This window comes from Nocardioides baekrokdamisoli, assembly GCF_003945325.1.
Lineage (GTDB): Bacteria > Actinomycetota > Actinomycetes > Propionibacteriales > Nocardioidaceae > Nocardioides > Nocardioides baekrokdamisoli.
Genome location: NZ_AP019307.1, coordinates 1,433,755 through 1,457,579, shown reverse-complemented (window position 1 = coordinate 1,457,579; position 23,825 = coordinate 1,433,755). Strand labels below are relative to the sequence as shown.

Sequence of the window (23,825 nt, the reverse complement as noted above, 5' to 3'; positions counted from 1 at the left end):
GCTCTACTGCTTGTTCGCGACCGGCGCGTACTCCATGTAGTACGCGTAGGCACCCGGGTCCGGCCGCGGGACCATGTTGACGACGGAGCCGAAGATCCGCGCACCGACGCTGTGCAGGCGCGCGGCGGCGACCTCGAGCTGTGCCGCCGTCGTGGCACCGTGACGGGTGACCAGGATCGCGCCGTCCGCGGCCGAAGCCAGAACGGCCGGGTCGGCGACCGGAAGCAGCGGCGGGGCATCGATGATGACCGCGTCGTACGCCTCGCGAAGCGCGCCGATCAGGTCGCGGGTCGCTTGGGTCTGGAGCACCTCGGTCGGGTTCGGCGGGCGCTTGCCGGCGGCGAGCAGGTGCAGGCCGGACTCCGGGTGCACCTGGATCGCCTTCGACAGATCGATCTGGCCGGTGAGCACGGTGGTGAGGCCCACGGACGAGTCCAGGCCGAGCAGTCCGGCGGCGGTCGGCCGGCGAAGGTCGCCGTCGACGAGCAGCGTGCGGTGGCCGGCCTTGGCCATCGAGATCGCGAGGTTCGTCGCCGTCTGCGTCTTGCCTTCGGCCGGGACAGACGAGGTGACCACGAAGACCCGAGGCGGGTGGTCGAGGTCGACGAACTGGAGGTTCGTACGCAGCAGGCGGAACGCCTCCGCGCGGGACGCGAACTCGCCGATGTCGGTGAGCAACGGCTTCGTGGAAGCCTGCGAGTCGTGGATGACCTTGGCCAGAACGGCCGCTCCGGTCGCGCTCTCGACCTGCTTGTCGGTGCGGATCGTCTTGTCGAGGCGGTCGCGGATCGCGGCGCCGGCGATGCCCAGGAGCAGGCCGATGATGGCCGCGACCAGCAGATCCAGCGTCGTCTTCGGGGACGTCGGCTTGATCGGCAGGCTGGCCGCGTCGGTCGCTGCGGCGTGCAATCCGGTCTGGAGGCTCTGGACCTCCTTGCGGAACTCGTCGGCAGCCGCCTGCGCGATCCGCTGCGCCTTGACCGGGTCGTGGTCCTGTGCGGAGACGTCCACGAACGTGGTGCCCTGCTGGACCTGCGAGCTCAACTTGCCGACGAGCGCCTGCGGGGAGAGGTTCAGGTCGGGCAGGTCGGCCGCCACCTGCTTCGCGACGAGGTCCGTCGTCACGAGGCTGGCGTAGGACGCGACATTCTGACTGAGGGCGTACGAGCCGCTCGACAGGTTGTTCTGGTCGAGGTTGATGCTCAAGAACACCGTCGCCGTCGACTTGTACTGAGCAGGCGTGAGGAACACATAAGCGCTCGCCAGTGCCAGTGCGCTGAGGAAGACCGCGACGATGATGCGCCAGCGCGCTCGTGCGATCCCGATCAGGTCGTCAAGTTCCACCGTTGAACTTCCTGGTTGTGAGGCGAGTCGATGCCCGCCCACCCTAGCGGTGACATCCACCGGTAGCGGAGAGGCCGCGCCATTGGGGACATCGCCTCGTCCTGAGGACAACTTCTGCGCTCAGATGCTACGCTCGCGCTGCGCACGTAGTGGATCAACATCCACGTCCCCGACTCAACTCGGTACTTTGGAGTCCCCCATGCTTCGTAGGTCTTCGGCAATGTCCGTCATCGCCAACGCCACGCTGGCAGTCGCTGCTTCCAGTGCTGTTGTCCTCGGCAGCTCGGTTGCCGGCGCCGCGTCGGTCGCGCCTGCCGCGTACCAGGGTGGGATCACCACCATCATCAAGATCAGTGTGATTCCGCGCCAGTTGCAGAGCACGTGCGTCGACGTACACATCTCCGTCTCCTCGGACGCGGGTACGCCGGTCGGGACCGTGAACTTCTCGATCGACGGCCACATCCTCGACACGCGCGCTGTTCCGAGCAGCGGTTCCTTCACTGAAGCCATCAACTGCGGCGCCGTCGGCACGATCGGTCGCGAGCTGCACGGCACGACCAGCAGCGACACCGTCCAGGACGTGGCCTTCGTGAGCACCGCGGCGACCACTCCGGGCCTCTCCGTGGGCACCCACCTTCTCAAGGCTGCGTACGTCCCGACCGGCAACTGGCAGGCGGCGTCGGCGTCGACCAGCATCCTGATCTACGCCCCCACCACCGGGGGCAATACGGGCGGCCTTCCGACTGGCGTTGACGCCGGTCTGACGACCTTCAACCAGGCGGGTGCCGGCAACGGCTCTGACCTGCGCGCTGCGATCAGCGGCGCCGCGATGGCGCTGGCTCTCGGAGTCGTCGCCGTCTACCGTCGCCGCGCCACTCGATGACGACTGAGGACGTCGACGCCGGTCAGGAGCGTCGGCGTCGTCGCCTGTTCGCGGCTGTCGTCGCGGTGGTTCTGGCGCTGTTGCTGATTGCTCTCATTCCCTGGCTGATCGCCGGCCCGAAGAGCACGCCCAAGGCGGAGCCGACCACCGGAACGCCGACGGGTTACCGGCTGCTGGTCTCCTCCCTGCACATTGATGCTCCGATGAGGGGGATCCAGACGACGCGCGGGGGCGTACTCGACCCGCCCGCGAACCCTCGTGAGGTCGGCTACTGGACCGCGAGTGCACCTCCGGGCGCCTCGTACGGACAGACCGTCGTCACCGGCCACACCGTTCACACCGGCGGCGGCCAGATGGATCACCTCGCCACGGTCAAGGTCGGCTCCCAGGTCGAGATCGTCGATCAGGGTTTCACGGTCTACTACACCGTGACCAAGGTCTTCAAGCTCAGCAAGCGCGACGTCGACCTGAGGTCTCCGGAGCTGTTCGGCCAGTCCAGCCCCACCAACCGTCTGGTGCTCATCACCTGCGGTGACTGGACCGGCCACGGCTACCTCACCAACGTGTTCGTGTGGGCGACGCCGACTCGTACCGTCCTGGCTCCGGCGACCAGCTAGTCGGAGCCCCATGTCCGAGCTTCACGACGACCCGCAGGGGCAACCTGAGGGCCTCCCACATGAGCAGTCCGCCGAGGTCCAGCGCGAGCGGGTCCTCGTACGTCGCCGGAGTCGGCGGTTCAAGAAGCAGCGGCTGACCCGCCGGATCCTCTGGGCGGTCGGCATCCTCCTCGTCGTCACGGCGTTGCAGTTGATCTGGGCCCTGTTCAACCTGCATGGCCTCCCGGACAAGTTCCGCCTCGCGTTGCAGGCGACCCGTTCGGGCGACACGGCTGCAGCTCGCGCGTACATCGCGGAGGCCCATGACGAGGCGACCCGAGCCTCGTGGGGTACGTGGGGCCCGCAGTTCTGGCTGGTCGAGCAGTTGCCGTGGGTCGGTGACAACGTCCGGGCTGTCCGAACGATGAGTACGGCTGCGCGCGATGTGACCGGTCCGGTCGCCGACGATCTGCTCACCTTGCAGCAGCAGTTGGCGCCGAAGCGGATCAGGCCGGTCAACTCCTACATCAACCCGGACTTCTTCGCTGGTGCCCAGAGTGCCGCACAGGATCTGGCGGGTCGGATGGCGCCGGTCCAGAGCCGGACCGATGCGGTTCCGACTGGGGGTCTGCTGCCGGGTCTGGGCGCGAAGTGGGCGGAATTCCGCAACGAGATCGACAAGATCGGGTTCGCGGCGCAACTCACCAACAACGTGGTCAAGATGGTCCCGGCCGCGCTCGGCACCCACGGCACCCGGCGCTACCTGATCGCCTTCCAGAACAACGCCGAGTTCCGGTCGACCGGCGGCATCGTGGGTGCGTTCTCCGAACTCACCGTGACCGACGGGCACATGAAGCTCGGCCCGAAGCAGTCGGCCTCGACGGTCCCGAAGTTCGATGCACCGGTGCTGCCGTTGACGGCGGAGGAGACGGCGCTCTACGGCAGCCGCCCGGCGCAGTACACCCAGGACGTCAATCTGACGCCTGACTTCCCGCGGTCGGCGCAGTTGCTGGCGGCGATGTGGAAGCAGCACTCCGGACACCACATCGACGGTGTCTTTTCGATCGACCCGGTGGCGCTCAGCTACGTCCTGCGCGGCACGGGTCCGGTCGCGGCGAACAACGGCGTGATGCTCACGGCCCAGAACGCGGTGGGTCAGCTGCTCAACGCCCCGTACGTGGTCCTGGGCGCGTACGCCGAGCAGCAGGACTACTTCGCGTCGGCTGTGCACAACGTGTTCGACGCGCTGGTCCATGGCCAGGGCGACGCTGGGGTCGCCCTGAAGGGTGTTTTCGACGGGATCGACGAGGGTCGGGCCATGGTCTGGATGGCGGCTCCGACCGAGCAGTCCGCTCTGCTGGATGCCCCGGCCACCAAGCAGTTGAGCACTGTGGCTGCACACTCGCCGGACATCGGCGTCTATCTCAACGACTCGACGTCCACGAAGCTCGACTACTACGTCACCAGCAGGACGAGCGTGACCAGCGTCAGCTGCGGTGGCGGCCGTCAGGTGCTGAACGTGACCACGACCCTGCATTCGTACGTGCCGTCGGACATCCTCAGCAACCTCGCGCTGCGCGCGCTCCTGGTGGGGCCGTTGGTCGACGACTCACCGGGTGATCTGCTGCTGAGCGTGTACGCGTACGGGCCGTTGAACGGCACGTTGCTGGACACCACTCTCGATGGCCAGGCGGGTTCGCCCGGCAAGTTCGTGCACGACGGACATCCGGTGGTCTCACGCACGGTGCTGATCAAGCCCGGGGAGTCCAAGACGCTCAGGTACTCGTTCCAGGCGATGAAGGGCGAGACCGGGGACCCGCTGCTGCGTACGACTCCGGCGGCGTTCGGCGACGGGCGTGGCTCGGTCGGTCCGACGAGCTGCTGAAACTCAGCTGCTCGCGGGGACCCGCGTGTCGGCGTCGATCTGCTTCTGCAGCACGAAGCGGTAGCCGACGTTGCGTACCGTGCCGATCAGGGTCTCGTTCTCGGGCCCGAGCTTGGCGCGCAGGCGGCGTACGTGCACGTCGACCGTACGCGTGCCGCCGAAGTAGTCGTAACCCCAGACCTCCTGCAGCAACTGCTGGCGGGTGAAGACCCGGCCCGGGTGCTGCGCGAGGTACTTGAGCAACTCGAACTCCTTGAACGTGAGGTCGAGCGCTCGGCCGCCGATCTTGGCGGTGTACGTCGCCTCGTCCACGACGACCTCGCCGGAGCGGATCACGTGCGCATCCGGGTCGGCGGCGTTGCGCTCGGCGTTGAGGCGTCCGATCGCGAGCCGGATGCGTGCCTCCAGTTCGGCGGGACCGCAAGCCGTGAGGACGACGTCGTGCATGCCCCAGTCCTGTGCCACCACGGCGAGTCCGCCCTCGGTGACGATCAGGATCACCGGCACGTCGGTGCCGGTCGTACGGATCAGCCGGCACAGGTCGCGGGCGTGGGCGAGATCGGTGCGACCGTCGACCAGCAGCAGATCGTTGTCAGGCGCCTCGAGCAGAGCTGAACCCTCGGCGGGCAGGACCTTGACCGTGTGGCCCAGCAGCGACAGCGCAGGCAGCACCTCGGTGGAGGCCTGCAGCGAACTTGTCAGCATCAAGAGAGTGCTCACGAGTGGCTCCCATCTGGTCGAAACGACCCAAGAATCAGGAGCACCGGGACGCAACGTTGAGCCTCGGTGAGTTGATGTGCGCGCAATACTACCGGTACCTCGGCAACGTAAGGAAAGGTTCCATGGCTCAGATCACGCTCCGCTACTGGGCGGGGGCGCGCGCCGCGACGGCTGTCGATCGTGACGAGATGGTGGTCGAGGGTCCGGTGCCGATCTCGGTCGTGGCCTCCTGGGCAGTGGCTCAGCACCCGGCCCTGGCGAAGATCATGCCGGTCTGCCGGGTGCTCCTCGGCCGCGAGACGTATCTGTACGAGGACGCCATGCCGGTGATCGTCGAACCCGGCCAGCGCGTCGAGTTCCTGCCCCCGTTCGCGGGCGGCTGACCGCCGCATCCGCCGAGACCCGGCATCCGTCACCTCGAAACCCGACATCCGTCACCCCGAGACCCGGAATTTGTCGCCGACGGCGTACGTTCGTCCGTCATGACCGGAGTGTGGATCGCTGTCGCAGCCGTGGCTGTCGCGCTCGCGTTCGGGATCTACCGCGCCGCGACCGACGGGCGGTTCCGCGGCACCCACAAGGTCGCCGGCGCTGACAGCCCAGAGCATGACGATCGCTTGGACGTATGGGCCGCCCTGGGCGAGGTGGCCGTCGGAGAGCCGGGGGATCGCGGGACCCTGCTCCAGTTCTCGAGCGCCTTCTGCGCCCCGTGTCGGGTGACGCGGCGGATCCTGGAGGACGTTGCGGCCAGCGCCCCCGGCGTACGCCACCTCGACGTGGACGCCGAACACCACCTGGAGTTGGTGAGGACGCTCGGCGTGACGCGTACGCCGACCACGATCATCCTCGACCGATCCGGTCGCGAGGCAGGCCGCGCGGTCGGTGCGCCGACGAAGGATCAGGTCATCGCGGCGCTGGCCGCGCTCTGATCAGTCCGGGTAGCCCAGGCGCTGGGCGAGGCCCGACGAGGCGGCTTCGCACGCCGCGAAGTGCTCGGGCCCGAACAGGTCGCGGTAACTCAGCCGGTTGACTCGGTAGTGCGATTCAGAGCCCGCAGGACGCAGCGCCAGATCGCGAGCCTGCATGGATTCGCGCGAGACATCGGCCATCACAGCGGCCATCTCCTGCGACGAGAGGGATACGCCGGCGTGCTCGAGCATCTTCGGCAGCCAGGTCTCCGGGTCGGCCTCAACGTCCTCGAGCCGCACCTGCAGCACGTCGGGGTGCTGGACGTCGACCCACGTGCCCATCTCTGCCACCCGATGGGCGCCGAATCTGATCGACTCCAACAGGCCTTCGGCCTGGGGGAGCGTACGCAGATGCGCCCGGAACTCCTCCACGTGCGGCATCGGCCGGTGGACGCCCACCGCGGAGAAATAGCCCGAGACGAACAGTTCGCGCGGGTCGCGGTGCATGTAGATCACCCGCCAGGTGCCGCGCTTCGGCCAGGTCAGGAACTCGTCCCAGCTCATGTGCACACCGGGCACGTACGTCCCGGCGGGGACCGGGCGGTCGAGGTGCTCCTGGTACAGCCGTTGGGGGAGCGTGAAGAGGCTGGTGTGAGCCTCGACGATCGGGTGGCTGAACAGCTCCTTCATGAACTGACTGCCGCCCTTGGGTGAGCTGGCGGTGTAGAGATTGACCACCGCCGGCAGGGTGCCGGTCACGGTCCTGACGGTGCCCAGGGCGTGGGCATAGCCGCGCACGCCGACCTTGATCGCGTTGCGCGCAGGTTGCCACTGCACCGTGCTGCTTGCGAGGGAACGCAGGCCCATCCCTGGCACCTCCCGAGTGTCGCCGGACCTCGATCATGGTAAGTGACTGAGGTTTTGCTGAGCGTGATTCGGGGCCAGCTGACGCAGATCCAGAGCGGATGCCGGGAAGTGCGTGCTCGTTGCTAGCGTGTGCCGCGAATGTCCGGAGTGCCCGCTGGGAGGATGAGGCTCGTGCGTGTGCCCGACTGGTCCGACCTGCTTCCCGAGGAGCCGGGCGAGACGGCGGCCTTGCGCGTGACTGCCGAGTCGCATGAGGCTGAGGTTCTGGGCGGCGCGGCAACGCGTCGGCGGATGCGCCTCATCACGTTTGACCAGCTGCTCTCCGGCGGCTCGAACCTGCTCGTCGCCATTGTGGCGGCGCACGTCCTCCCTACGGAGAGTTTCGGTCGGTACGGGATTGTGGCGATGGTCTACATCCTGTCCGCGGGCGTGATCCGGGCGCTGGTCAACGACCCCGCTCTCGTCCATCCCGAGGAGGCGACCGGTCGGCGCCCCGAGGTCGTCGGCGCAAACCTCATGCTGGGACTCGGGGTCGGCTTGCTGGTCGTCGGTACTGGCGCGCTGGCGCGGCTGAGGTCCCCGGACCTCGGTGAGGCGCTGATGATCCTGGGTGCCTGCCTGCCCTTGCTCGGGCTCCAGGACCTCGGCCGCTACCTCGGCATCATCAACCAACGTCCCGGCCGCGCGATCGTGCTCGACGGGCTCTGGCTGGCTCTGCTGGCCATCTTCCTGCCGTTCGTGTTCCTGAGCAGCGAGCGTACGTTGCCGGTCTTCATCCTCGCCTGGGCCGGTTCCGGGGCTCTGGCCGGCTTGCTCGTGCCGTTCTACTACCGGCACCCGTTCGTACGCCCAGGCCATCGCTGGCTGGCATACACGTGGTGGTTCGCGTGGCGCTATCTCGCCTCGTACCTCACCACCCAGACCGCCGGGCTGGCCGCCCTCGTGGGTGTCAACGCAATTGCTGGCGCTCGGCAGCTGGGCGGACTCCAGGGCTCGATCGTGCTGACCCGTCCGTACGGTCTGGTGCAAGCCGCGATGAACGCCTCGGCCGTCAGCGAGGTGGCTCGGTCCGACGCCGGCGCGGCGGAGGTGCGCGCGCATGCGTTCCGGACCTCGCGTCTCGCCACCCTGGTCGCACTGGCGAACACCATCGTCATGCTTGCGCTCCCGACCTTCCTGGGCAGAGCCGTCCTCAGCAACACCTGGGACGCTGCGAAGCCGCTGCTCCTCGCCACCGGCGTGCAGATCGTCTTCCTGGGCATGACCACCGGTCTGCGCGCAGCGCTGATGGGTCGCAAGCAGACCCAGTACACGGTCTCGCTCGACATCGTCACGACGGTCCTGATGATGATCGCGGTGTTCGTCGGTGCCTGGCAGAACGGAGCCCTCGGCGCCGTCTGGGGGGCCACGATCGTCCAGGGCGTGGCGGTGTTGATGTGGTGGCGGTTGCTGGCCTGGCGATCCGCTGTGGGAGCCCTGGAACCGGTCGTCGTCGAGCCCGAGACCGCCTGAGGAGTGGACTGAGATGAGAACCCTGCTGTGGAGAGTGCGGTCGGTGCTGCGCGTGTTCGTCATCGCCTGGCACGGCGGTGAGAACAACTACCACCTGCACAGGCTGCGCAAGAGCGGCAAGGTCGTGATGGGCCCGCACTCGTACGGCGCCGCGGTCATCCGGGACTTCCACACCGACCGGCCCCAGACGAAGCTGGTCATCGGCGACTATTGCTCGATCACCGCGACCGCCGTGCTGATGATCGGCGGCAACCACCCGGTGGACCGCGTGACGACGTACCCGCACCGGATCATGTTCGACATGGAGGGTGCCTGCGAGGACGGCATCCCGTTGCCGGTCGAGGACACCGTCATCGGTAACGACGTCTGGCTCTGTCAGGCAGCCACGATCCTCGCCGGGGTCACCGTGGGCGACGGGGCTGTAGTCACCGCTGGGGCCGTCGTCACCCGTGACGTTCCGCCGTACGCGATCGTCGGCGGCGTGCCGGCGAAGGTGATCCGGTACCGACACAGCCCCGAACAGATCGAGGCGCTCCTCCAGGTCAAGTGGTGGGACTGGCCCGAGGAGGACGTACGCGCCGCGACGCCGTTGCTCGCCGGTGACGACATCGACGCCTTCATCACCTACGCGAAACAGCGCACCGCCTGAGAACGACGACGGGGCCGCTTCCGATGTGGAAGCGGCCCCGTCTCAGCAGGATCAGAGGGACTTGCGCCAGTACGCACCGAAGGGGTCGATCTGGACGATCTCCTCGGTGATGCCGTGCTCCTTGCGGTAGTCGTGGATCGCGGCGCCGCACTGCGAGGCGTGGCTGCCGTAGTCGTCGATCAGCAGGAAGCCACCCGGCTGGAGCTTGGGGTACAGAGCCGCGATCGCGTCGATCGTCGACTCGTACATGTCGCCGTCGAGGCGGGCCACGGCGATCTTCTCGATCGGCGCGGTCGGCAACGTGTCCTTGAACCAACCGACGAGGAACTCGACCTGGTCGTCGAGCAGGCCGTAGCGCTCGAAGTTGTGCTTCACCGTCTGCAGGCCGACCGCGAGGCCGGTCTGGGTGAAGAGCTTGTCGCCGGCGTCGGCCGGGTAGCGAGCCGCGTCCGGGGCTGGGAGGCCCTCGAAGGAGTCAGCGACCCACACCTTGCGGTCGGTGACTCCGTACGCCTTGAGCACGCCGCGCATGAAGATCGTGGCGCCACCGCGCCACACGCCGGTCTCGATGATGTCGCCCTCGACGCCGTCGGCGATGACCGACTCGATCGCCATCTGGATGTTGTTCATCCGGGCGAGACCGATCATCGACTCCGAGCGGACCGGCCAGTCCAGGCCCTGGGCCCGGGCTGACGCGTCGTACGGCTTCTTGACGGCGATCTCGAGGCCGAGTTTGTTGGCCTGGACGCCGACCGCGTTGGCGATCTTGCGCTTGAGGGTGACCGAACCCTGGGTGCGTACGCCTCCCAGGATCGAGTCGTTGTCCTCGCTGATGGCGCCCGTGAGGGTGCCCTTGAGGAGGTCGAGGTAGAGGGAGCGGGCGTCGGTGGCCGAGTTGGGGGAGTTCGTCACGCGCGAACGGTAGCAAGCGAATGCGGTGACATGGCTCACTGGTCGGGGTATCTCGCCACGTGTCCGGCGCTAGGGTTCTGCCGTGCCCCCCACCACGGTTGAAACGGTCCCCACCGCGTACTTCACCATTCTGTCCTCGAACTACATGCCGAAGGCGATGTCCCTCGCCGAGAGCCTGGCCGCGCACCACCCCGGCGCACGCCTCAAGGTCGTCCTGATCGACGCTCTCTCCGACGACGAACTGCCCACGATTCCATCGGTCGACCTGCTGTCCACCGCCTTCCTGGGTCTCGGTGAGGCCGAGGTGCTGCGACTGACGATGATCTACGAGCTCATCGAGTTCGCAACGGCGATCAAGCCGATGGTGTTCCGTCGGCTGCTCGAGGAGGCGGAGAACGCCGTCTATCTCGATCCCGACACCTTCCTCACCGCGCCGATGCTCGAGCTCGGCCCGGACCTCGCCGCCACAGCCGGCGGCATCCTGCTCACGCCGCACTTCCTGGAGCCGGTCCCGGCGGACTCGGGGCTCAGCGAAGGTCACCTGCTGCACGTAGGCGTCTACAACCTCGGCTTCTGTGCCGTCGACCGCCGCGCTGTCGGCTTCCTCGACTGGTGGTGGGGTCACCTCAAGAACGAGTGCCTCTGGGACCCGATGAACGGCTTGTTCGTCGACCAGAAGTTCTGCGACATCGGGTCGGTGCTGTTCAAGGCCGGCGCCTGGTACCACTATGGCTACAACGTCTCGGTTGCCAACCTGCACGAGCGACCGATCGAGATTGACGGCGACGGCTTCGTGATGCGTACGACCGGCGAACCGTTGCGCCTCTTCCATTTCCACGCGTACGACTCCAAGCGGCCGCAGGAGCTGTCGACCCGGTATGAGCGGACGACAGCCCACATGCTGTCGGACGAAGCAGTCGCCGAGATCGTCCGCCGGTACGGCGCGCTGGTGGTCAAGTGGGAGAAGGAACTGCCTCCGGCGAGGCCGTACCCGTTCACCCACGACCAAGCCGGCAAGCCGCTCACCCGCCACCTGCGTCGGATCTACCGTCAGCAGGCCCTGGCTGGCCAGGAGCCGCCGTCACCGTTCCGGGCCGAGGACGCCGAGGCCTTCGCGGCCTGGCGCAAGGCGGCGTGGAAGCCGATCGTGAAGGACGTCGTCGGCTCGAGCGTCAAGGGTGCCCGGCTCGTCCTCCCGGAGGAGGTCGCGGCGTTCAAGAAGAAGTTCCCCAAGGCGGCAAGGAAAGTACGCTCCGGCGTCGACTCCGGCGGCATCTGGGGCCACTGACGGCGCGTTCGCGGCGTTGCCGCTCGACTCGCGGGCCCTCTGAGGCCCGCTTCGCTCGCGCGCCTTGCGACCGCGCGCGTCAGGTCATGAAACGTAAGAAGGGGCCGAGATCGATGATCTCGGCCCCTTCTTCGCGCGCTCAATAACGCGCTGAACCGTGGGTCCGCAGCAGCTCGATGTCGCTGTCGACCATGAGCTCGGCCAGGCCCTTGGCATGCGTCTGGGCCTCCCAGCCGAGGACTGACTTCGCCTTCGACGGGTCACCGATCAGGGCGTCGACCTCGGTCGGTCGCTCGTAGCCCTTGTCGTACGCGACGTGGTCCTCCCAGTTGAGGCCGGCGTGCGCGAACGAGTACTCACAGAACTCGCGGACGGTCGTGCCGATGCCGGTGGCGAGCACGTAGTCCTGCGGGGTGTCGTGCTGCAGCATCCGCCACATGCCTTCGACGTACTCCTTGGCGAAACCCCAGTCGCGAATGGCGTCGAGGTTGCCGAGGGTGAGGGTGTCGGTGAGGCCGAGCTTGATCGCGGCGACGCCCAGTGTGATCTTGCGGGTCACGAAGGACTCGCCGCGACGCGGGGACTCGTGGTTGAACAGGATGCCGGAGACCGCGAACAGGTCGTACGCCTCGCGGTAGTTGACCGTCACCCAGTGGCTGTAGAGCTTCGCGGCGCCGTACGGGGAGCGCGGGTAGAAGACCGTCGTCTCATCCTGCGGCGGCGGGGTCGCGCCGAACATCTCCGACGTCGAGGCCTGGTAGAAGCGGCAGTCGATCTTGGCGGCGCGGATCGCCTCGAGGAGGCGCAGCGTGCCGGTGGCGTCGGCGTCAGCGGTGTATTCCGGCACCTCGAACGAGACCTTGACGTGCGACTGCGCGCCGAGGTTGTAGACCTCGTGCGGGACGATGTCGCGGATCAGGTTGACCAGTGACACGCCGTCGGTCAGGTCGCCGTAGTGCAGGTGCAGGTTCGAGTCCTGGATGTGGTCGATCCGGCTGCGGTTGAGGGTGGACGCGCGCCGGACGAGCCCGTGCACCTCGTATCCCTTGGCGAGAAGGAGCTCGGTCAGGTACGAGCCGTCCTGCCCGGTGATGCCGGTGATGAATGCGCGCTTGGTCATGTCCCTGCCTGCTCGGTCCGTGGTCCCCGGCGGTCACCCTATCCATGACATGTGTCGGGTTCGACGGCAGAACCGCGAGAACGGGCCATGGGCAGCCTCGATACGCTCCACAGGTGCACGTTGTCTTCGACGCCTTCGCCGTCCGCGCCGGGAGCAGCGCGGTCATTCTCGAGGGGCTGCTGCGGGGGTGGCGGGAGTGTGCCCCGGAGGACCGACTCACGTTGGTCGCCTCCGGCGAGCCCGCTTTTGCAGTCGCCGACGGTGTCGAGTTGCGGATCGTCGAGCCGCCGTTCAGGGGATCGGCCGGCAACCTCTGGAACCGTACCGCCGGCATCCGCCGCCTGACCCGGACGCTGAAGGCCGACGCACTGGTGTCCGGCGTGACCGCGAGCGCCTTCTTCGGGGCGCACTGCCCGCGCGGGGTGATCCTGACCGACCTGCGTCACGAGGTCCGCCCCGATCAGTTCTCGAAGAAGCGCCGACTGGTCCGCGGGATCTCGTACGGCTGGTCCTTCCGGACCGCTGACGGCATCTTCTGCATCTCCGAGCGCACCCGTGACGACCTGGTCCGGACCCACCCGAGGGCCGCCGAGACCGCGATCGCGGCCCGACTCGGGGCGGATCACGTGGATCGCTGGCCTGCTCCGCCAGCCGATCGCCCGAAGTATGCGTTGGCGTTCGGTCACTTCGCGAACAAGAACGTTGATGCGGTCCTCGACGCCTGGGCTGCCTTCCTCGGCCGCCCGGAGGCCGAGGGCTGGGTCCTGCGCCTGATCGGCATGGGCCGCATGGACCGGGAGGCGGCTCAGCAGCGAGTCGACCGCCTCGGCCTGGGGGATCGCGTCGAACTGATGCCGTGGCTGGACGACGACACCTTCGTCCAGGTGTTCGCCGGTGCTGGCCTGGTGATCTTCCCCTCGGAGTTCGAGGGGTACGGCCTGCCGCCGGTCGAGGCGATGCGGCTCGGTATCCCCGTGGTCATCTCCACCGACGCGGCTCTCCTCGAGATGGCGGACGGTCACGCCGAGGTCGCCACCGACCTGGCCCCGCGTCCGCTGGCGGCCAGCATCGCGGCCGCGATCGCCCGCACCCCGGAGCAGTTGGCTGCGGCGCGTACGCACACGGACTCGTTGTCTTGGCGCGCGATGGCGCAGACCGTACGAGCCGCGCTGAGTTAGCTGAGGACGCCGGTCTCGTGCAGCCGGGCGCGGATCGTCCTGGCGACGGCCACCGTGCTGTGGCAGCCGTCCGCGGTCAGGTTGGCGGCGAGTGCGCCGGTTTCGTCCGTCATCAGGTCGGTGAAGTCGAGGTAGGTCGCGCGCGGCTGCGCCTCCACGGCGGTACGCAGGGCAGTCCGCAACCGGTCGAACTGCAGCAGCCGCTGCTCGACGGTGCCGTTGATGGTCGCGTACACCCATGCCTGGGCCGGCTGGACGTCTGCCGGCGGTGGCGGAGCAAGGAACCAGACCCGGGGCGCACGGGCTTCGCGCAGCAGTCCCACCGAGCGTTGGACGTACGCCTCGACCCAGCTCAGGTCGTCGTCGGGCCGCGACACCATCTGTGTCCGTACGTCGATCTCTCCGGCGACGAAGATCGGCAGGTACGTCCCGCGTCCGAACCGATTGATCAAGGCGATCGGCCGCAGGACGTGCGGCGGGTGACCTCGTCGCCCGAGTGAGTGCATCAGTCGCGCACCTGCGCGGAGCACGATGCTTCCCTCAGGACCGCGCATCACCATCGCGTTGCTGATCGCCTGGTTGAACGACATGGCGTGTGAGTCGCCGATCCAGAGCTCGCGCGGCGTGCGGCCCCGAAGGGTCAGGAGGAGCCATGCCCAAGCGGGGATGAAGCGGAGTTTCCCCCGGATTCGCTCGATGACGCTCAGGCCCGCGTCCGGGTCGTTCATCGCCGTTCCTCCTGTTTGGCTCCCCGCGGACGATCCTTCCATGCGGTCCGAAACGTGCGAGAAGGCCCTCGTCGGACGACGTGCCCTGTGTCGAAAATGGGGGTGGCCACTAGAACCTGTTGTCGGCGGGTTAGTGTTCTTCCTGCTGTGGCAACACAGTGCATGGGGGGCCACTGCAAACCTCAGATCAAGGGCTGACTTGTGACTCGAAACGTTGACGTACTCGTCGCCGGTGGCGGCGGCTTCATCGGCGGCCACCTGGTGGCCGATCTCCTGAAGCAGGGCCTCACGGTCCGCTCGGTGGACATCAAGCCGATGGATGAGTGGTACCAGGTCCACGAGGGCGTGGAGAACGTCGTCGCCGACCTCTCGCTGCGTGAGAACGCGTTCGCCCAGACGGACGGTGCGGGCGAGGTCTACATGCTCGCGGCCGACATGGGCGGCATGGGCTTCATCGAGAACAACAAGGCCCTGTGCATGCTCACGGTCAACACCTCGACGCACATGCTCGAGGCGGCCAAGGCTGCCGAGGTCGAGCGGTACTTCTACTCCTCCTCGGCCTGTGTCTACAACGGCTCGAAGCAGACCGACCCGAACATCACCGCCCTGAAGGAAGAGGACGCCTACCCGGCGGACCCGGAGGACGGCTACGGCTGGGAGAAGCTCTTCTCGGAGCGGATGGCCCGCCACTTCCTCGAGGACTACGGCCTGCAGACCCGCGTCGCCCGCTACCACAACGTGTACGGCCCCGAGGGCACCTGGACCGGTGGCCGCGAGAAGGCGCCGGCAGCGACCTGCCGCAAGATCGCCGAGGCGGTCATCTCCGGCAAGCACGAGATCGACATCTGGGGCGACGGCGAGCAGACCCGTTCGTTCATGTACGTCGACGACTGCGTCAAGGGTTCGCAGATGTTCCTCAAGGGGGACTCGCCGCTCCCGGTCAACCTCGGCTCCTCCGAGCTGATCTCGATCAACGACCTGTACTCGATGGTCGAGGGCTTCGCCGGCATCACCTGCAAGCGGAACTACCAGCTCGACGCGCCCCAGGGCGTACGCGGTCGCAACTCCGACAACACCCTGATCAAGGAGATCTACGGCTGGGAGCCGTCGGTCTCGCTGCTCGAGGGCATGGAGAAGACGTACGCCTGGGTCTATGACCAGGTGAAGGCCGCGCGCGCCTGATGAAGGTTCTGGTCCACGACCACAGTGGGCATCCGTTCCAGGCTGAACTCAGCCGGGAGCTCGCCCGCCGTGGACATGACGTCACGCACTCGTACGTCTCGGGCTATGTCTCCGGGAAGGGCCGGCTCGAGGCCCTCCCGGGGGAGCAGATCACCTTCGTCGGCATCGGCGGCGAGAAGAAGGTCGAGCAGCGGCGGTACGTCCAGCGGTTGTTCCGCGAGGTCACCCGCGGGTTCGCGCTGGTACGGCACGTGCTGCAGGTCAACCCGGACATCGTGGTGCTGTCGAACGTGCAGATCCCCACGATGGTCATCTTCGCGTTCGTGATGTCGGTGCTGCGTCGGCCGTGGGTGCTCTGGCATCAGGACGTGTACGCGATCGCGCTCAAGCACCTGGCCGGCAGCAAGCTCGGCTCGCACTTCCATGCGGTCGCGAAGATCTTCTGGTGGGCCGAGCGTTATTGCGCGCGGCGCGCAGCTGCGGTCGTCGTGATCGCGGACTCGTTCGTCCCGGTGCACGAGCAGTGGGGGACGGCTGCGAAGACGACGGTCATCCCGAACTGGGCCCCGATCGGTGAGATCACTCCGCGCGAGCGGGACAACGCCTGGTCGACTGAGCACGGACTGGGTGAACGGCCGCGGCTGGTCTACTCGGGCACGCTCGGGTTCAAGCACAACCCGGAACTGCTGACCGGTCTTGCGGCTGCGGTCGGAGCACTCGGCACCCCGGTCGACCTGGTCGTGGTCTCCGAGACGGTGACCGAACCCGTCCTGCGTGAGGATGCGGCGGCGAAGGGCGTACACCTGACGATGTTGCCGTTCCAGCCGTACGAGCGGCTGCCTGACGTTCTGGGCGCGGCGGACGTGCTGCTGGTCCTGCTGGAGGCGGATGCCGGCGCGTTCTCGGTGCCGTCGAAGACGCTGTCGTACTTGTGTGCTGGTCGTCCGATCCTGGGCTTCGTGCCGGCGGAGAACCTGGCCGCTCATCTGATCGAGGAGTCCGGCGGGTGCGTACTGCCTCCGGAGTCCGGGTCGGTCGAGGCCGCGGCCGCCTGGGTGCATGATCTGCTGGCTGATCGCTCGCTCGGGGCGAAGATCGGTGCGGCGTCGCGGGACCTGGCCGTACGCGAGTTCAACCTCGACACGATCACGGATCGGTTCGAGTCGATCCTGAGCGGCACCTCTCGGGCGAAGGCTACGGTTAAGTAGCCACCACCGCTCGAGAGAGGCTGCGCAGATGTCGTACGGCGAGATCCGGTCCCCTGAGAACATGCGTCCGAGGGACGCCGCGCCCACCGGCAAGGCGATCCTGTCGGCCAGTTGGAGCATGCTGCTGGAGGACAAGCAGATGTTCTGGCTGCCGGTCATCTCCGCAGTTGGTTCGCTCCTCGCGGCAGCGGCGCTGTTCATCCCGGGCTACCTGCTCGGCCGCCAGGTCGAGAGCACCCCGCACTTCGGCTTCTATGTCGGGGCTGCGCTGGCGTCGTTCGGTGCGTCTGTGGTGGCGATCTACTTCCAGGCGGCGCTGGTCATCGCTGCGTACGACCGCGCCGACGGTGGTACGCCGACTGTCGGTTCGGCCCTGGCGGCGACGTGGAAGGTCAAGGGCAAGGTGCTGAGCTGGGCCCTGCTGACAACCACGGTCGGCATGGCGATCCGCGCGTTCGAGGAGCGGCTGGGGTGGCTCGGTCGGATCCTGGGCTTCCTCGGAGGTCTGGCCTGGGCGATCGCCTCGTTCCTGGTGGTGCCGGTCCTCGTGGCCGAGGGCCTCGGCCCGGTGCAGGCGTTGAAGCGGTCGGCCCAGTTGCTGCGCGACACGTGGGGGACGAGCTTGCGTACGACGCTGCGTTTCGGCGTGATCCAGGTCGTTGCGATGCTCGCGCTCATGGTCGGCGTGATCGCCGGCATCGCGCTGGTCATCCCCGGCGACGAACCGGCCCGGACCATTGGCATCCTGCTCCTCACCGTGAGCATCGTCGGCTTCCTCGCGCTGGCCACGGTGGTCGCGGCCGTCTCGACGTACGCCCGCGCGCTGATCTACCGGTACGCAGCCGGCTTGCCCACGCCGGGCGTCGACACGGCCGTCTTCGAGGGCGCGTTCGTGGCCAAGAAGCGCCGCCGGTAGCTCCGCGCGAGCCACCTGCTGACCCCGGATCCGGCCGTTGAGGGACGGTTTCGGGGGGAATCCCTGTGGGGCATCCCGAAATATGGACAGCCGTCTCAGCAAACGAGACGCGAGTTGGCATCGCGCAAGACCCGCTCCTACTCTCATCTACGTGTTCTCGACCATGTTGACCAAGCGCCGCGCAGTGGATCACTGCCGCACGCGCTCGGCGCTGTGTCGTCCTTGCGCCTGACTGCCGCATCTGCTCGTTGCGCCAGTTCGCGCCGTTGGAGCCTGTACGGCTCGCGAGTGACCAGTCCGTTCGACACCAGGAGCACCATGTCCACCCAGATCGATCCGCGCGGCCCGCGGTTCAACGCGGCTGTCACGAGCGCGGTGCTGATCGCCACGCTTGCCACCCACGGCACCACCCAGATCGTGCTGGCGGCCATCCAGGCCGGCCTCTTCGCGTGGGGTGCCTTCGCCGGCATCCAGCACACGCCGGTCGCCACCGTGTTCAAGACGGTCGTCCGCCCCAGGCTGAGCGCCCCCAAGGAACTCGAGGACGCCGCCGGACCGCGGTTCAGCCAACTGGTCGGCTTCATCTTCCTGGCCGTCGCGCTCCTGGCGTACGTCCTGGGCGCGACGCTGGCTGGCGAGATCGCGACCGGCTTCGCCCTGGTCGCTGCCCTGCTCAATGCCGTCTTCAACTTCTGTCTGGGTTGTGAGCTCTACGTCATCCTCAAGCGCTTCCAGCCCGTCCACTGACAACCACGACCATCCACGAACAACCATCACCAACCAAGATTTCCGAGAAAGGGAAGAACCATGAGCCGCGAATCCGCACTCGTCTCCGCCGACTGGGTGGAGGAGAACCTCACCAACCCGAAGGTCGTCCTCATCGAGGTCGACGAGGACACCACTGCGTACGACAAGTCGCACATCACCGGTGCGATCAAGCTCGACTGGACCACCGACCTGCAGGACCAGGTCCGTCGTGACTTCGTCAACAAGCAGCAGTTCGAGGCGCTCCTGAGCAGCCGTGGCGTCGCCAACGACGACACCGTGGTGCTCTACGGCGGCAACAACAACTGGTTCGCCGCGTACGCGTACTGGTACTTCACGCTCTACGGCCACGCGGACGTCAAGCTGCTCGACGGCGGTCGCAAGAAGTGGGAGCTGGACAGCCGCGAGCTGACCCAGGAGATCCCGACCCGCGCCGCGACCACCTACACGGCGCAGGAGCAGGACAAGTCCATCCGCGCGTTCCGCGAGGAGGTCGTCGCCTCGATCGGCGTCCAGAACCTCGTCGACGTGCGTTCGCCTGACGAGTACGCGGGCCGCCTGCTCGCCCCGGCTCACCTGCCGCAGGAGCAGTCGCAGCGCGCCGGCCACATCCCGACGTCGGTGAACGTCCCGTGGAGCAAGAACGCCAACGACGACGGCACGTTCAAGTCGGACGCCGACCTGGAGGCGCTGTACGCCGAGGTCGGTTTCGACCAGACCAAGGACACCATCGCGCTGTGCCGCATCGGTGAGCGCTCCTCGCTCACCTGGTTCGTCCTGCAGGAGCTGCTCGGCAAGAAGAACGTGAAGAATTACGACGGCTCGTGGACCGAGTACGGCTCCCTCGTCGGTGTTCCGATCGCGCTGGGCGACGAGCCGGGTTCGGCTGACGCCTGATGTGCGGCGCAACTGAGGGCGGTCTGTCGCTCAACGGCATCAACACCGAGATCGAGGCCATCATCCAGGGTCAGGTGACCCGCGCTGGTGAGCCGGTTCCGAACGCGTACGTACGCCTGCTCGACAAGTCGGGCGAGTTCACGGCCGAGGTCCCGACCTCGGCGAGCGGTCACTTCCGCTTCTTCGCGGGAGATGGCCAGTGGACGCTGCGTACGCTCGCGCCGAAGGCTGAGCCGGTCGACCGCCAGGTCGTCGCAGCTGTCGGTTCGATCGCTGAGGTCCAGATCAGCGTCGGCTGATTCCGATTGACGTACGAAGGGCTCCGGGGCGACCCGGGGCCCTTCTGCGTTCCCGCTGGATGTCGACAAGTGGCGTAGATGTGACGCCGATCACTCTTTCGGCACCCGATCAACTAGCCCTTTCGGGGGAGTCGCGTTGGCGTCTGGATCTTGTATCTCACAATTTCACTGAATGATTTGTTCCCGAAACATGAGGGGCATACTGTGATCTACATCCCCCTTTCAGGGGATACTCAGACTACAACTCGGACACAGCCGAAACCTCGGATCGGCGCTGTTGGGGGGAGACCCACACCCATGAAGAAGATTGCTGCTGTTGTCATCGCCGGCGGACTGACTGCAGGCGTCACCGCCATGTCGCAGCCCGCTGAGGCGTACGGCATGAAGCCCACGCTCTGTCAGATCCTCGGCGCAGGCCACAACGCCTCGTCCTTCAAGCTCGGCCGGACCAAGACCTACCCGGCGCAGTTCTTCGTGAAGGCCCCGGGCGCCGTCGCAAACGGTTCGGTCCACGTCACCTACTCCGGCGCGGCTCGCGGGTCGCTCTCGCTGCCGTTGGCCGGTGGCACCGTCGTCAACCGCGTCACGACCGGCAAGGGTAAGTTGACGGTCAAGATCGGTTACAGCGGTAGCGCCGGGTTCGGTGCGTGCAGCGCGTCGTTCTCGACCACCATCAAGTAGTCGTCTGCGTCTTGAGCGAGGCCCCGCCGGTAGTCCGGTGGGGCCTCGCCGCGCGTTAGGAATCATGAAGAACTTGACTCGTCGCCAGTCGATTCTGGCCGCCATCGGGCTCCTCGTCCTCCTTGTCATCGTCTGGTTGGTCTGGACGCTGATCCACGTCGCCAGCCTGCTCTCCAAGGCGGCGGACGACGGGCAGCACATCAAGGCGCTGATCGCCGAGGGCAAGTTCGACCAGTTGCAAGGCCCGTTGGAGCAGTTCCGTGCCGACGCCAAGAAGGCGAGCGACGCCGCCCACGGCGTCACCTGGGGCGTGCTGACGCATGCGCCGTTCATCGGCGCCGACGCCAAGGGCGTACGCACTGCCGCTGATGTGGCGCACCGGATCGGCGACGGTCCCGTGCAGGATCTGGCGACCGTTGCCAAGAATCTGCATGCGCTCACTCCGCACAACGGCACGCTTGATCTCGCCGCCATCCGCGCTCTCCAGCCCACAGTGGTGTCGGCGGAGAAGTCGATGAGTACGGCGTGCGCCGAGATCGACGCCACCAACGCGAACGGCTTCATCGAGCCGTTGCGCAGCAAGTACCTCAAGCTCCAGCAGGAGATCGACGCTGCCTGCACGGGCCTCACCTCGGCCGACCTGGCCTTGAAGGTGATGCCGCAGATGCTCGGCGAGAGCGGTCCGCAGAACTACCTGCTGGTGATGCAGAACAACGCGGAGCTCCGTGCGAGCGGAGGCCTGCCCGGCGCGCTGGCGCTGGTCACCGCCGATCACGGCAAGCTCACCTTCGGCAAGCAGGTGCTCGCCAGCAGCCTGGGCGTACGCGCCACACCGGTCCTGCCCCTGACGCCTCTCGAGACCCAGCTGTTCTCGACCCAGCCCGGTGTCGACATGCGCGACGCGAACCTGACTCCCGACTTCTCGCGCGCGGCCGACCTGTGGCGTGCCCGGTGGCAGGAGGTCGAGGGCGGCAACCTTGACGGCGTCATCGCGGTGGATCCGGTGACCTTGAGCTACATCATCGGCGCGACCGGTCCGGTCACGCTTCCGTCGGTCACGCTGCCGATCGGTGGCCGATTGGTCACCTTCCCGCAGCGCACGCTCACCCAGGCGAACGTGGTCGACTACCTGGAGCATCAGGTCTACATCGACTATCCGGATGTCGCGCAGCAGGAAGTGGTCTTCGCGGCGACCACGGACGCCGTCTTCGCACGGCTCACCCGCGGCGGCGTCAGCGCGCAGAGCCTGCTCAAGGCTTTGGGTCGGGCGGGTTCCGAGCACCGTCTGTACGTCGAGAGCTTCGACCAGCCGGCGCGCGGCGTCCTGCAGGGGACCCCGGTCGCCGGGGACCTCCAGACCGACATCAAGGGCCGCCCGCGGGTGAACGTCCTGTTCAACGACTTCACTGGCGCGAAGATGAGCTACTACCTGCGCTACAGCCTCGACATCACGACGACGAGCTGCAATGCCGGCAGGCAGGGGATGAGCGCCCACCTCAAGATCTGGTCGACGGCCCCCGCGGACGCGGCCAAGACCCTGCCGCTGTTCATCACCGGCGGCGGGTTGTACGGCGTGAAGCCGGGCAGTCAGTCGGTCCAGTACATGATCGTCGGCCCGCTCGGCGGCACCATCAGCAACATGCTGGTCGATGGCGCTCCGCTCACCAAGGACCCGGGCAACACCACGGCACTGCCGGACTTCAGCCAGACGGGTCGTCTCGGCAACCGACCGCTGCTGTCCAACTACCTCGGACTCGGTCCTGGGCAGACCATCGACATCACATGGACAATGACGTCTGGTGATGGTCAGACCGGCTCGCCGGTGGTCGGAATGACCCCGAGCATCGTCCCCGGCAACGCGGCCGCCAACGTCGCGCCTGCCTGCTAGTACGCCTTCAGAGAGGGTTGATTGTGGAACTGAAGGACTATCTGCGGCTGCTGCGTCGGCGCTGGATCTCGATCTTGTTGATCGGCCTGCTGGTGGGCGGCGCTGCCCTCGGATACTCACTGGTCTCGACCAAGAAGTACGCCTCCAGCGTCCGGCTGTTTGTGTCCGCGCCGCAGGGAGACGCCACAGCTGTCTTTCAAGGTGTTCAGTCCTCCTTGCAGAGTTCGCAGTCGTTCGCCAATCTGGTCAACAGCCTCGATCTCGCTAAGCAGGTCACCTCCTCAACCGGCATCGTGATGGAAGCCAAGACGCTCGCAGGCGAGGTCAAAGCCACCGTCGTCCCGCAGACGTCGAATCTCACCATCACTGTCACGGATCCGGATCCCCGCCGCGCGCAGACACTGGCAGAGGGCTATGCCCAGGCGCTGCTTGATCAGGTGCGCGTCCTGACGACCCCGCCCGGCGCCACTCGTGCTCCGATCAAGGCGACAATCTTCGACCACGCGTCTCTTCCAACCACGCCGGCATCGCCAAACACCAAACTCAACGTCGCGCTCGGCATCGTGGTTGGCCTCTTGGTGGGCTACGGCATCGCGGTTCTGCGGGAGACGCTCGACACCCGGATCCGCAACACGGAAGACCTCCGCGGCGTGGCCGACAAGCCAGTTCTTGGCGTGATCGCTTTTGACAGCGCCACGAAGGATAAGCCCTTGCTGACGGACATCGCGGCCCACAGTCCGCGTGCTGAGGCGTTCCGGATGTTGCGGACGAACCTTCAGTTCCTCGACGTCGACAGCGCGCACAAGGTATTCGTGTTGACATCCGCAGTGCCAGAAGAAGGCAAGACCAGCACGTCTATCAATCTCGCCCTCTCCCTCGCTCAGGCGGGGGTGCGCACGCTTCTGATCGAGGGAGACCTGCGGCGGCCTCGCGCAGCGACCCGCCTCGGCCTGGACAACGCGGTCGGGGTGACCACTGCATTGGTCGGGAAAGTGTCGCTCGAGGATGCGATCCAGAGGCACACGGCCACTGGCATCGATTTCCTGGCATCAGGTCCGATTCCCCCGAACCCGGCCGAGCTGTTGCAGTCTCAGGCAATGGCAGACCTCTTGGAGACCGTTCGGAACCGCTACGAAGTAGTGCTCATCGACGCGCCGCCATTGCTTCCGGTAACTGATGCCGCGCTCATCGCCGCTCAAGCTGACGGTGCCATTCTCATCGTCCGGCACGGAAAGACGACCCGTGATCAGGTTCGTTCGTCGGAGGAGCGCCTTGAGCATGTCGACGGCAAATTGGTCGGCGTGGTCCTCAACATGGCGCCCGCCAAGGGCGGCGGCTACGGGTATGGATACGGCTACGGGTACGGCTACTCCCCTGACGCGTCGGCGCAGGACTGAAA

Annotated in this window: 24 protein-coding genes; 18 read left to right on the top strand and 6 right to left on the bottom strand. The window is 66.9% G+C overall.

What is annotated here, in order from left to right:
* Positions 1-3: 3 nt before the first annotated feature.
* Entirely contained in the window at positions 4-1,344 is a 1,341-nt protein-coding gene (locus KCTC_RS07060) for a polysaccharide biosynthesis tyrosine autokinase (RefSeq protein ID WP_164512518.1), read from the bottom strand.
* 199 nt (positions 1,345-1,543) lie between these two features.
* On the opposite strand from KCTC_RS07060, the gene KCTC_RS07055 reads away from it, so the two are divergent.
* The 3 genes from KCTC_RS07055 to KCTC_RS07045 are packed head-to-tail and all read left to right on the top strand — an operon-like array spanning position 1,544 to position 4,708.
* Positions 1,544-2,227: a hypothetical protein gene (locus tag KCTC_RS07055; RefSeq protein WP_125568072.1), complete on the top strand. Its 684-nt coding sequence runs from the start codon at positions 1,544-1,546 to the stop codon at positions 2,225-2,227.
* Positions 2,224-2,844: a class F sortase gene (locus tag KCTC_RS07050; protein ID WP_125568070.1), complete on the top strand. Its 621-nt coding sequence runs from the start codon at positions 2,224-2,226 to the stop codon at positions 2,842-2,844. The genes KCTC_RS07055 and KCTC_RS07050 overlap by 4 nt, the downstream gene beginning before the upstream one ends.
* A gap of 10 nt (positions 2,845-2,854) precedes the next feature.
* A complete protein-coding gene (locus tag KCTC_RS07045) occupies positions 2,855-4,708 on the top strand; it encodes a DUF4012 domain-containing protein (RefSeq protein ID WP_125568068.1) in 1,854 nt (617 codons plus the stop codon).
* A 3-nt stretch (positions 4,709-4,711) separates the two neighbouring features.
* On the opposite strand, the gene KCTC_RS07040 is transcribed toward KCTC_RS07045, so the two are convergent.
* Positions 4,712-5,428: a response regulator transcription factor gene (locus tag KCTC_RS07040; RefSeq protein WP_125568066.1), complete on the bottom strand. Its 717-nt coding sequence runs from the start codon at positions 5,426-5,428 to the stop codon at positions 4,712-4,714.
* A gap of 122 nt (positions 5,429-5,550) precedes the next feature.
* Between KCTC_RS07040 and KCTC_RS07035 the strand changes: the two genes are divergently transcribed.
* Positions 5,551-5,811 carry a MoaD/ThiS family protein gene (locus tag KCTC_RS07035; protein WP_125568064.1) on the top strand — a complete coding sequence of 87 codons (261 nt, stop codon included), beginning with the start codon at positions 5,551-5,553 and terminating at the stop codon, positions 5,809-5,811.
* 99 nt (positions 5,812-5,910) lie between these two features.
* The gene (locus tag KCTC_RS07030; RefSeq protein WP_125568062.1) at positions 5,911-6,357 is read left to right on the top strand and encodes a thioredoxin family protein; all 447 of its coding nucleotides are present in this window, start codon (positions 5,911-5,913) and stop codon (positions 6,355-6,357) included.
* Here KCTC_RS07030 and KCTC_RS07025 read toward each other — a convergent pair whose 3' ends face one another.
* A complete protein-coding gene (locus KCTC_RS07025; protein WP_125568060.1) occupies positions 6,358-7,203 on the bottom strand; it encodes a sulfotransferase domain-containing protein in 846 nt (281 codons plus the stop codon).
* Positions 7,204-7,374: 171 nt separating this feature from the next.
* On the opposite strand from KCTC_RS07025, the gene KCTC_RS07020 reads away from it, so the two are divergent.
* Positions 7,375-8,715, top strand: coding sequence for an MATE family efflux transporter (locus KCTC_RS07020; protein WP_125568058.1), 1,341 nt, complete (start codon positions 7,375-7,377; stop codon positions 8,713-8,715).
* 13 nt (positions 8,716-8,728) lie between these two features.
* Entirely contained in the window at positions 8,729-9,364 is a 636-nt protein-coding gene (locus KCTC_RS15155; protein WP_125568056.1) for a CatB-related O-acetyltransferase, read from the top strand.
* Positions 9,365-9,415: 51 nt separating this feature from the next.
* Here the strand turns inward: KCTC_RS15155 and KCTC_RS07010 are convergent, their stop codons facing one another.
* Entirely contained in the window at positions 9,416-10,276 is an 861-nt protein-coding gene (locus KCTC_RS07010) for a TylF/MycF family methyltransferase (RefSeq protein ID WP_125568054.1), read from the bottom strand.
* Positions 10,277-10,358: 82 nt separating this feature from the next.
* Between KCTC_RS07010 and KCTC_RS07005 the strand changes: the two genes are divergently transcribed.
* Positions 10,359-11,564 (top strand): hypothetical protein, encoded by a 1,206-nt coding sequence (locus tag KCTC_RS07005; protein WP_125568052.1) that lies wholly within the window; start codon positions 10,359-10,361, stop codon positions 11,562-11,564.
* Positions 11,565-11,703: 139 nt separating this feature from the next.
* Here the strand turns inward: KCTC_RS07005 and gmd are convergent, their stop codons facing one another.
* Entirely contained in the window at positions 11,704-12,684 is a 981-nt protein-coding gene (gene gmd / locus KCTC_RS07000; protein WP_125568049.1) for a GDP-mannose 4,6-dehydratase, read from the bottom strand.
* A gap of 113 nt (positions 12,685-12,797) precedes the next feature.
* Between gmd and KCTC_RS06995 the strand changes: the two genes are divergently transcribed.
* The gene (locus tag KCTC_RS06995; protein ID WP_164512517.1) at positions 12,798-13,862 is read left to right on the top strand and encodes a glycosyltransferase; all 1,065 of its coding nucleotides are present in this window, start codon (positions 12,798-12,800) and stop codon (positions 13,860-13,862) included.
* On the opposite strand, the gene KCTC_RS06990 is transcribed toward KCTC_RS06995, so the two are convergent.
* Entirely contained in the window at positions 13,859-14,590 is a 732-nt protein-coding gene (locus tag KCTC_RS06990) for a hypothetical protein (protein WP_125568045.1), read from the bottom strand. The two genes, KCTC_RS06995 and KCTC_RS06990, sit on opposite strands and share 4 nt — an antisense overlap.
* 201 nt (positions 14,591-14,791) lie before the next feature.
* Between KCTC_RS06990 and KCTC_RS06985 the strand changes: the two genes are divergently transcribed.
* The 9 genes from KCTC_RS06985 (at position 14,792) to KCTC_RS06945 (ending at position 23,823) form a co-directional block, all read left to right on the top strand.
* A complete protein-coding gene (locus tag KCTC_RS06985) occupies positions 14,792-15,772 on the top strand; it encodes an NAD-dependent epimerase/dehydratase family protein (protein ID WP_125568043.1) in 981 nt (326 codons plus the stop codon).
* Positions 15,772-16,980, top strand: coding sequence for a glycosyltransferase family 4 protein (locus KCTC_RS06980; protein ID WP_125568040.1), 1,209 nt, complete (start codon positions 15,772-15,774; stop codon positions 16,978-16,980). The genes KCTC_RS06985 and KCTC_RS06980 overlap by 1 nt, the downstream gene beginning before the upstream one ends.
* Before the next feature lie 28 nt (positions 16,981-17,008).
* Positions 17,009-17,896, top strand: a complete 888-nt coding sequence (locus KCTC_RS06975; RefSeq protein ID WP_125568038.1) for a DUF6159 family protein — start codon at positions 17,009-17,011, stop codon at positions 17,894-17,896.
* A 318-nt stretch (positions 17,897-18,214) separates the two neighbouring features.
* Complete coding sequence (locus tag KCTC_RS06970; RefSeq protein WP_125568036.1) at positions 18,215-18,643, top strand: DUF4395 domain-containing protein; 429 nt, start codon at positions 18,215-18,217, stop codon at positions 18,641-18,643.
* A gap of 60 nt (positions 18,644-18,703) precedes the next feature.
* Entirely contained in the window at positions 18,704-19,558 is an 855-nt protein-coding gene (locus tag KCTC_RS06965; protein ID WP_125568034.1) for a sulfurtransferase, read from the top strand.
* Positions 19,558-19,857, top strand: a complete 300-nt coding sequence (locus tag KCTC_RS06960; RefSeq protein ID WP_125568032.1) for a DUF1416 domain-containing protein — start codon at positions 19,558-19,560, stop codon at positions 19,855-19,857. Before KCTC_RS06965 ends, KCTC_RS06960 begins: the two co-directional genes overlap by 1 nt.
* A gap of 297 nt (positions 19,858-20,154) precedes the next feature.
* On the top strand, positions 20,155-20,538 hold the full coding sequence (locus tag KCTC_RS06955; protein ID WP_125568030.1) for a hypothetical protein: 384 nt from the start codon (positions 20,155-20,157) through the stop codon (positions 20,536-20,538).
* Between the two features lie 64 nt (positions 20,539-20,602).
* Positions 20,603-22,426 (top strand): DUF4012 domain-containing protein, encoded by a 1,824-nt coding sequence (locus KCTC_RS06950; protein ID WP_125568028.1) that lies wholly within the window; start codon positions 20,603-20,605, stop codon positions 22,424-22,426.
* Between the two features lie 23 nt (positions 22,427-22,449).
* Positions 22,450-23,823, top strand: a complete 1,374-nt coding sequence (locus KCTC_RS06945; RefSeq protein WP_125568026.1) for a polysaccharide biosynthesis tyrosine autokinase — start codon at positions 22,450-22,452, stop codon at positions 23,821-23,823.
* Positions 23,824-23,825: the final 2 nt, after the last annotated feature.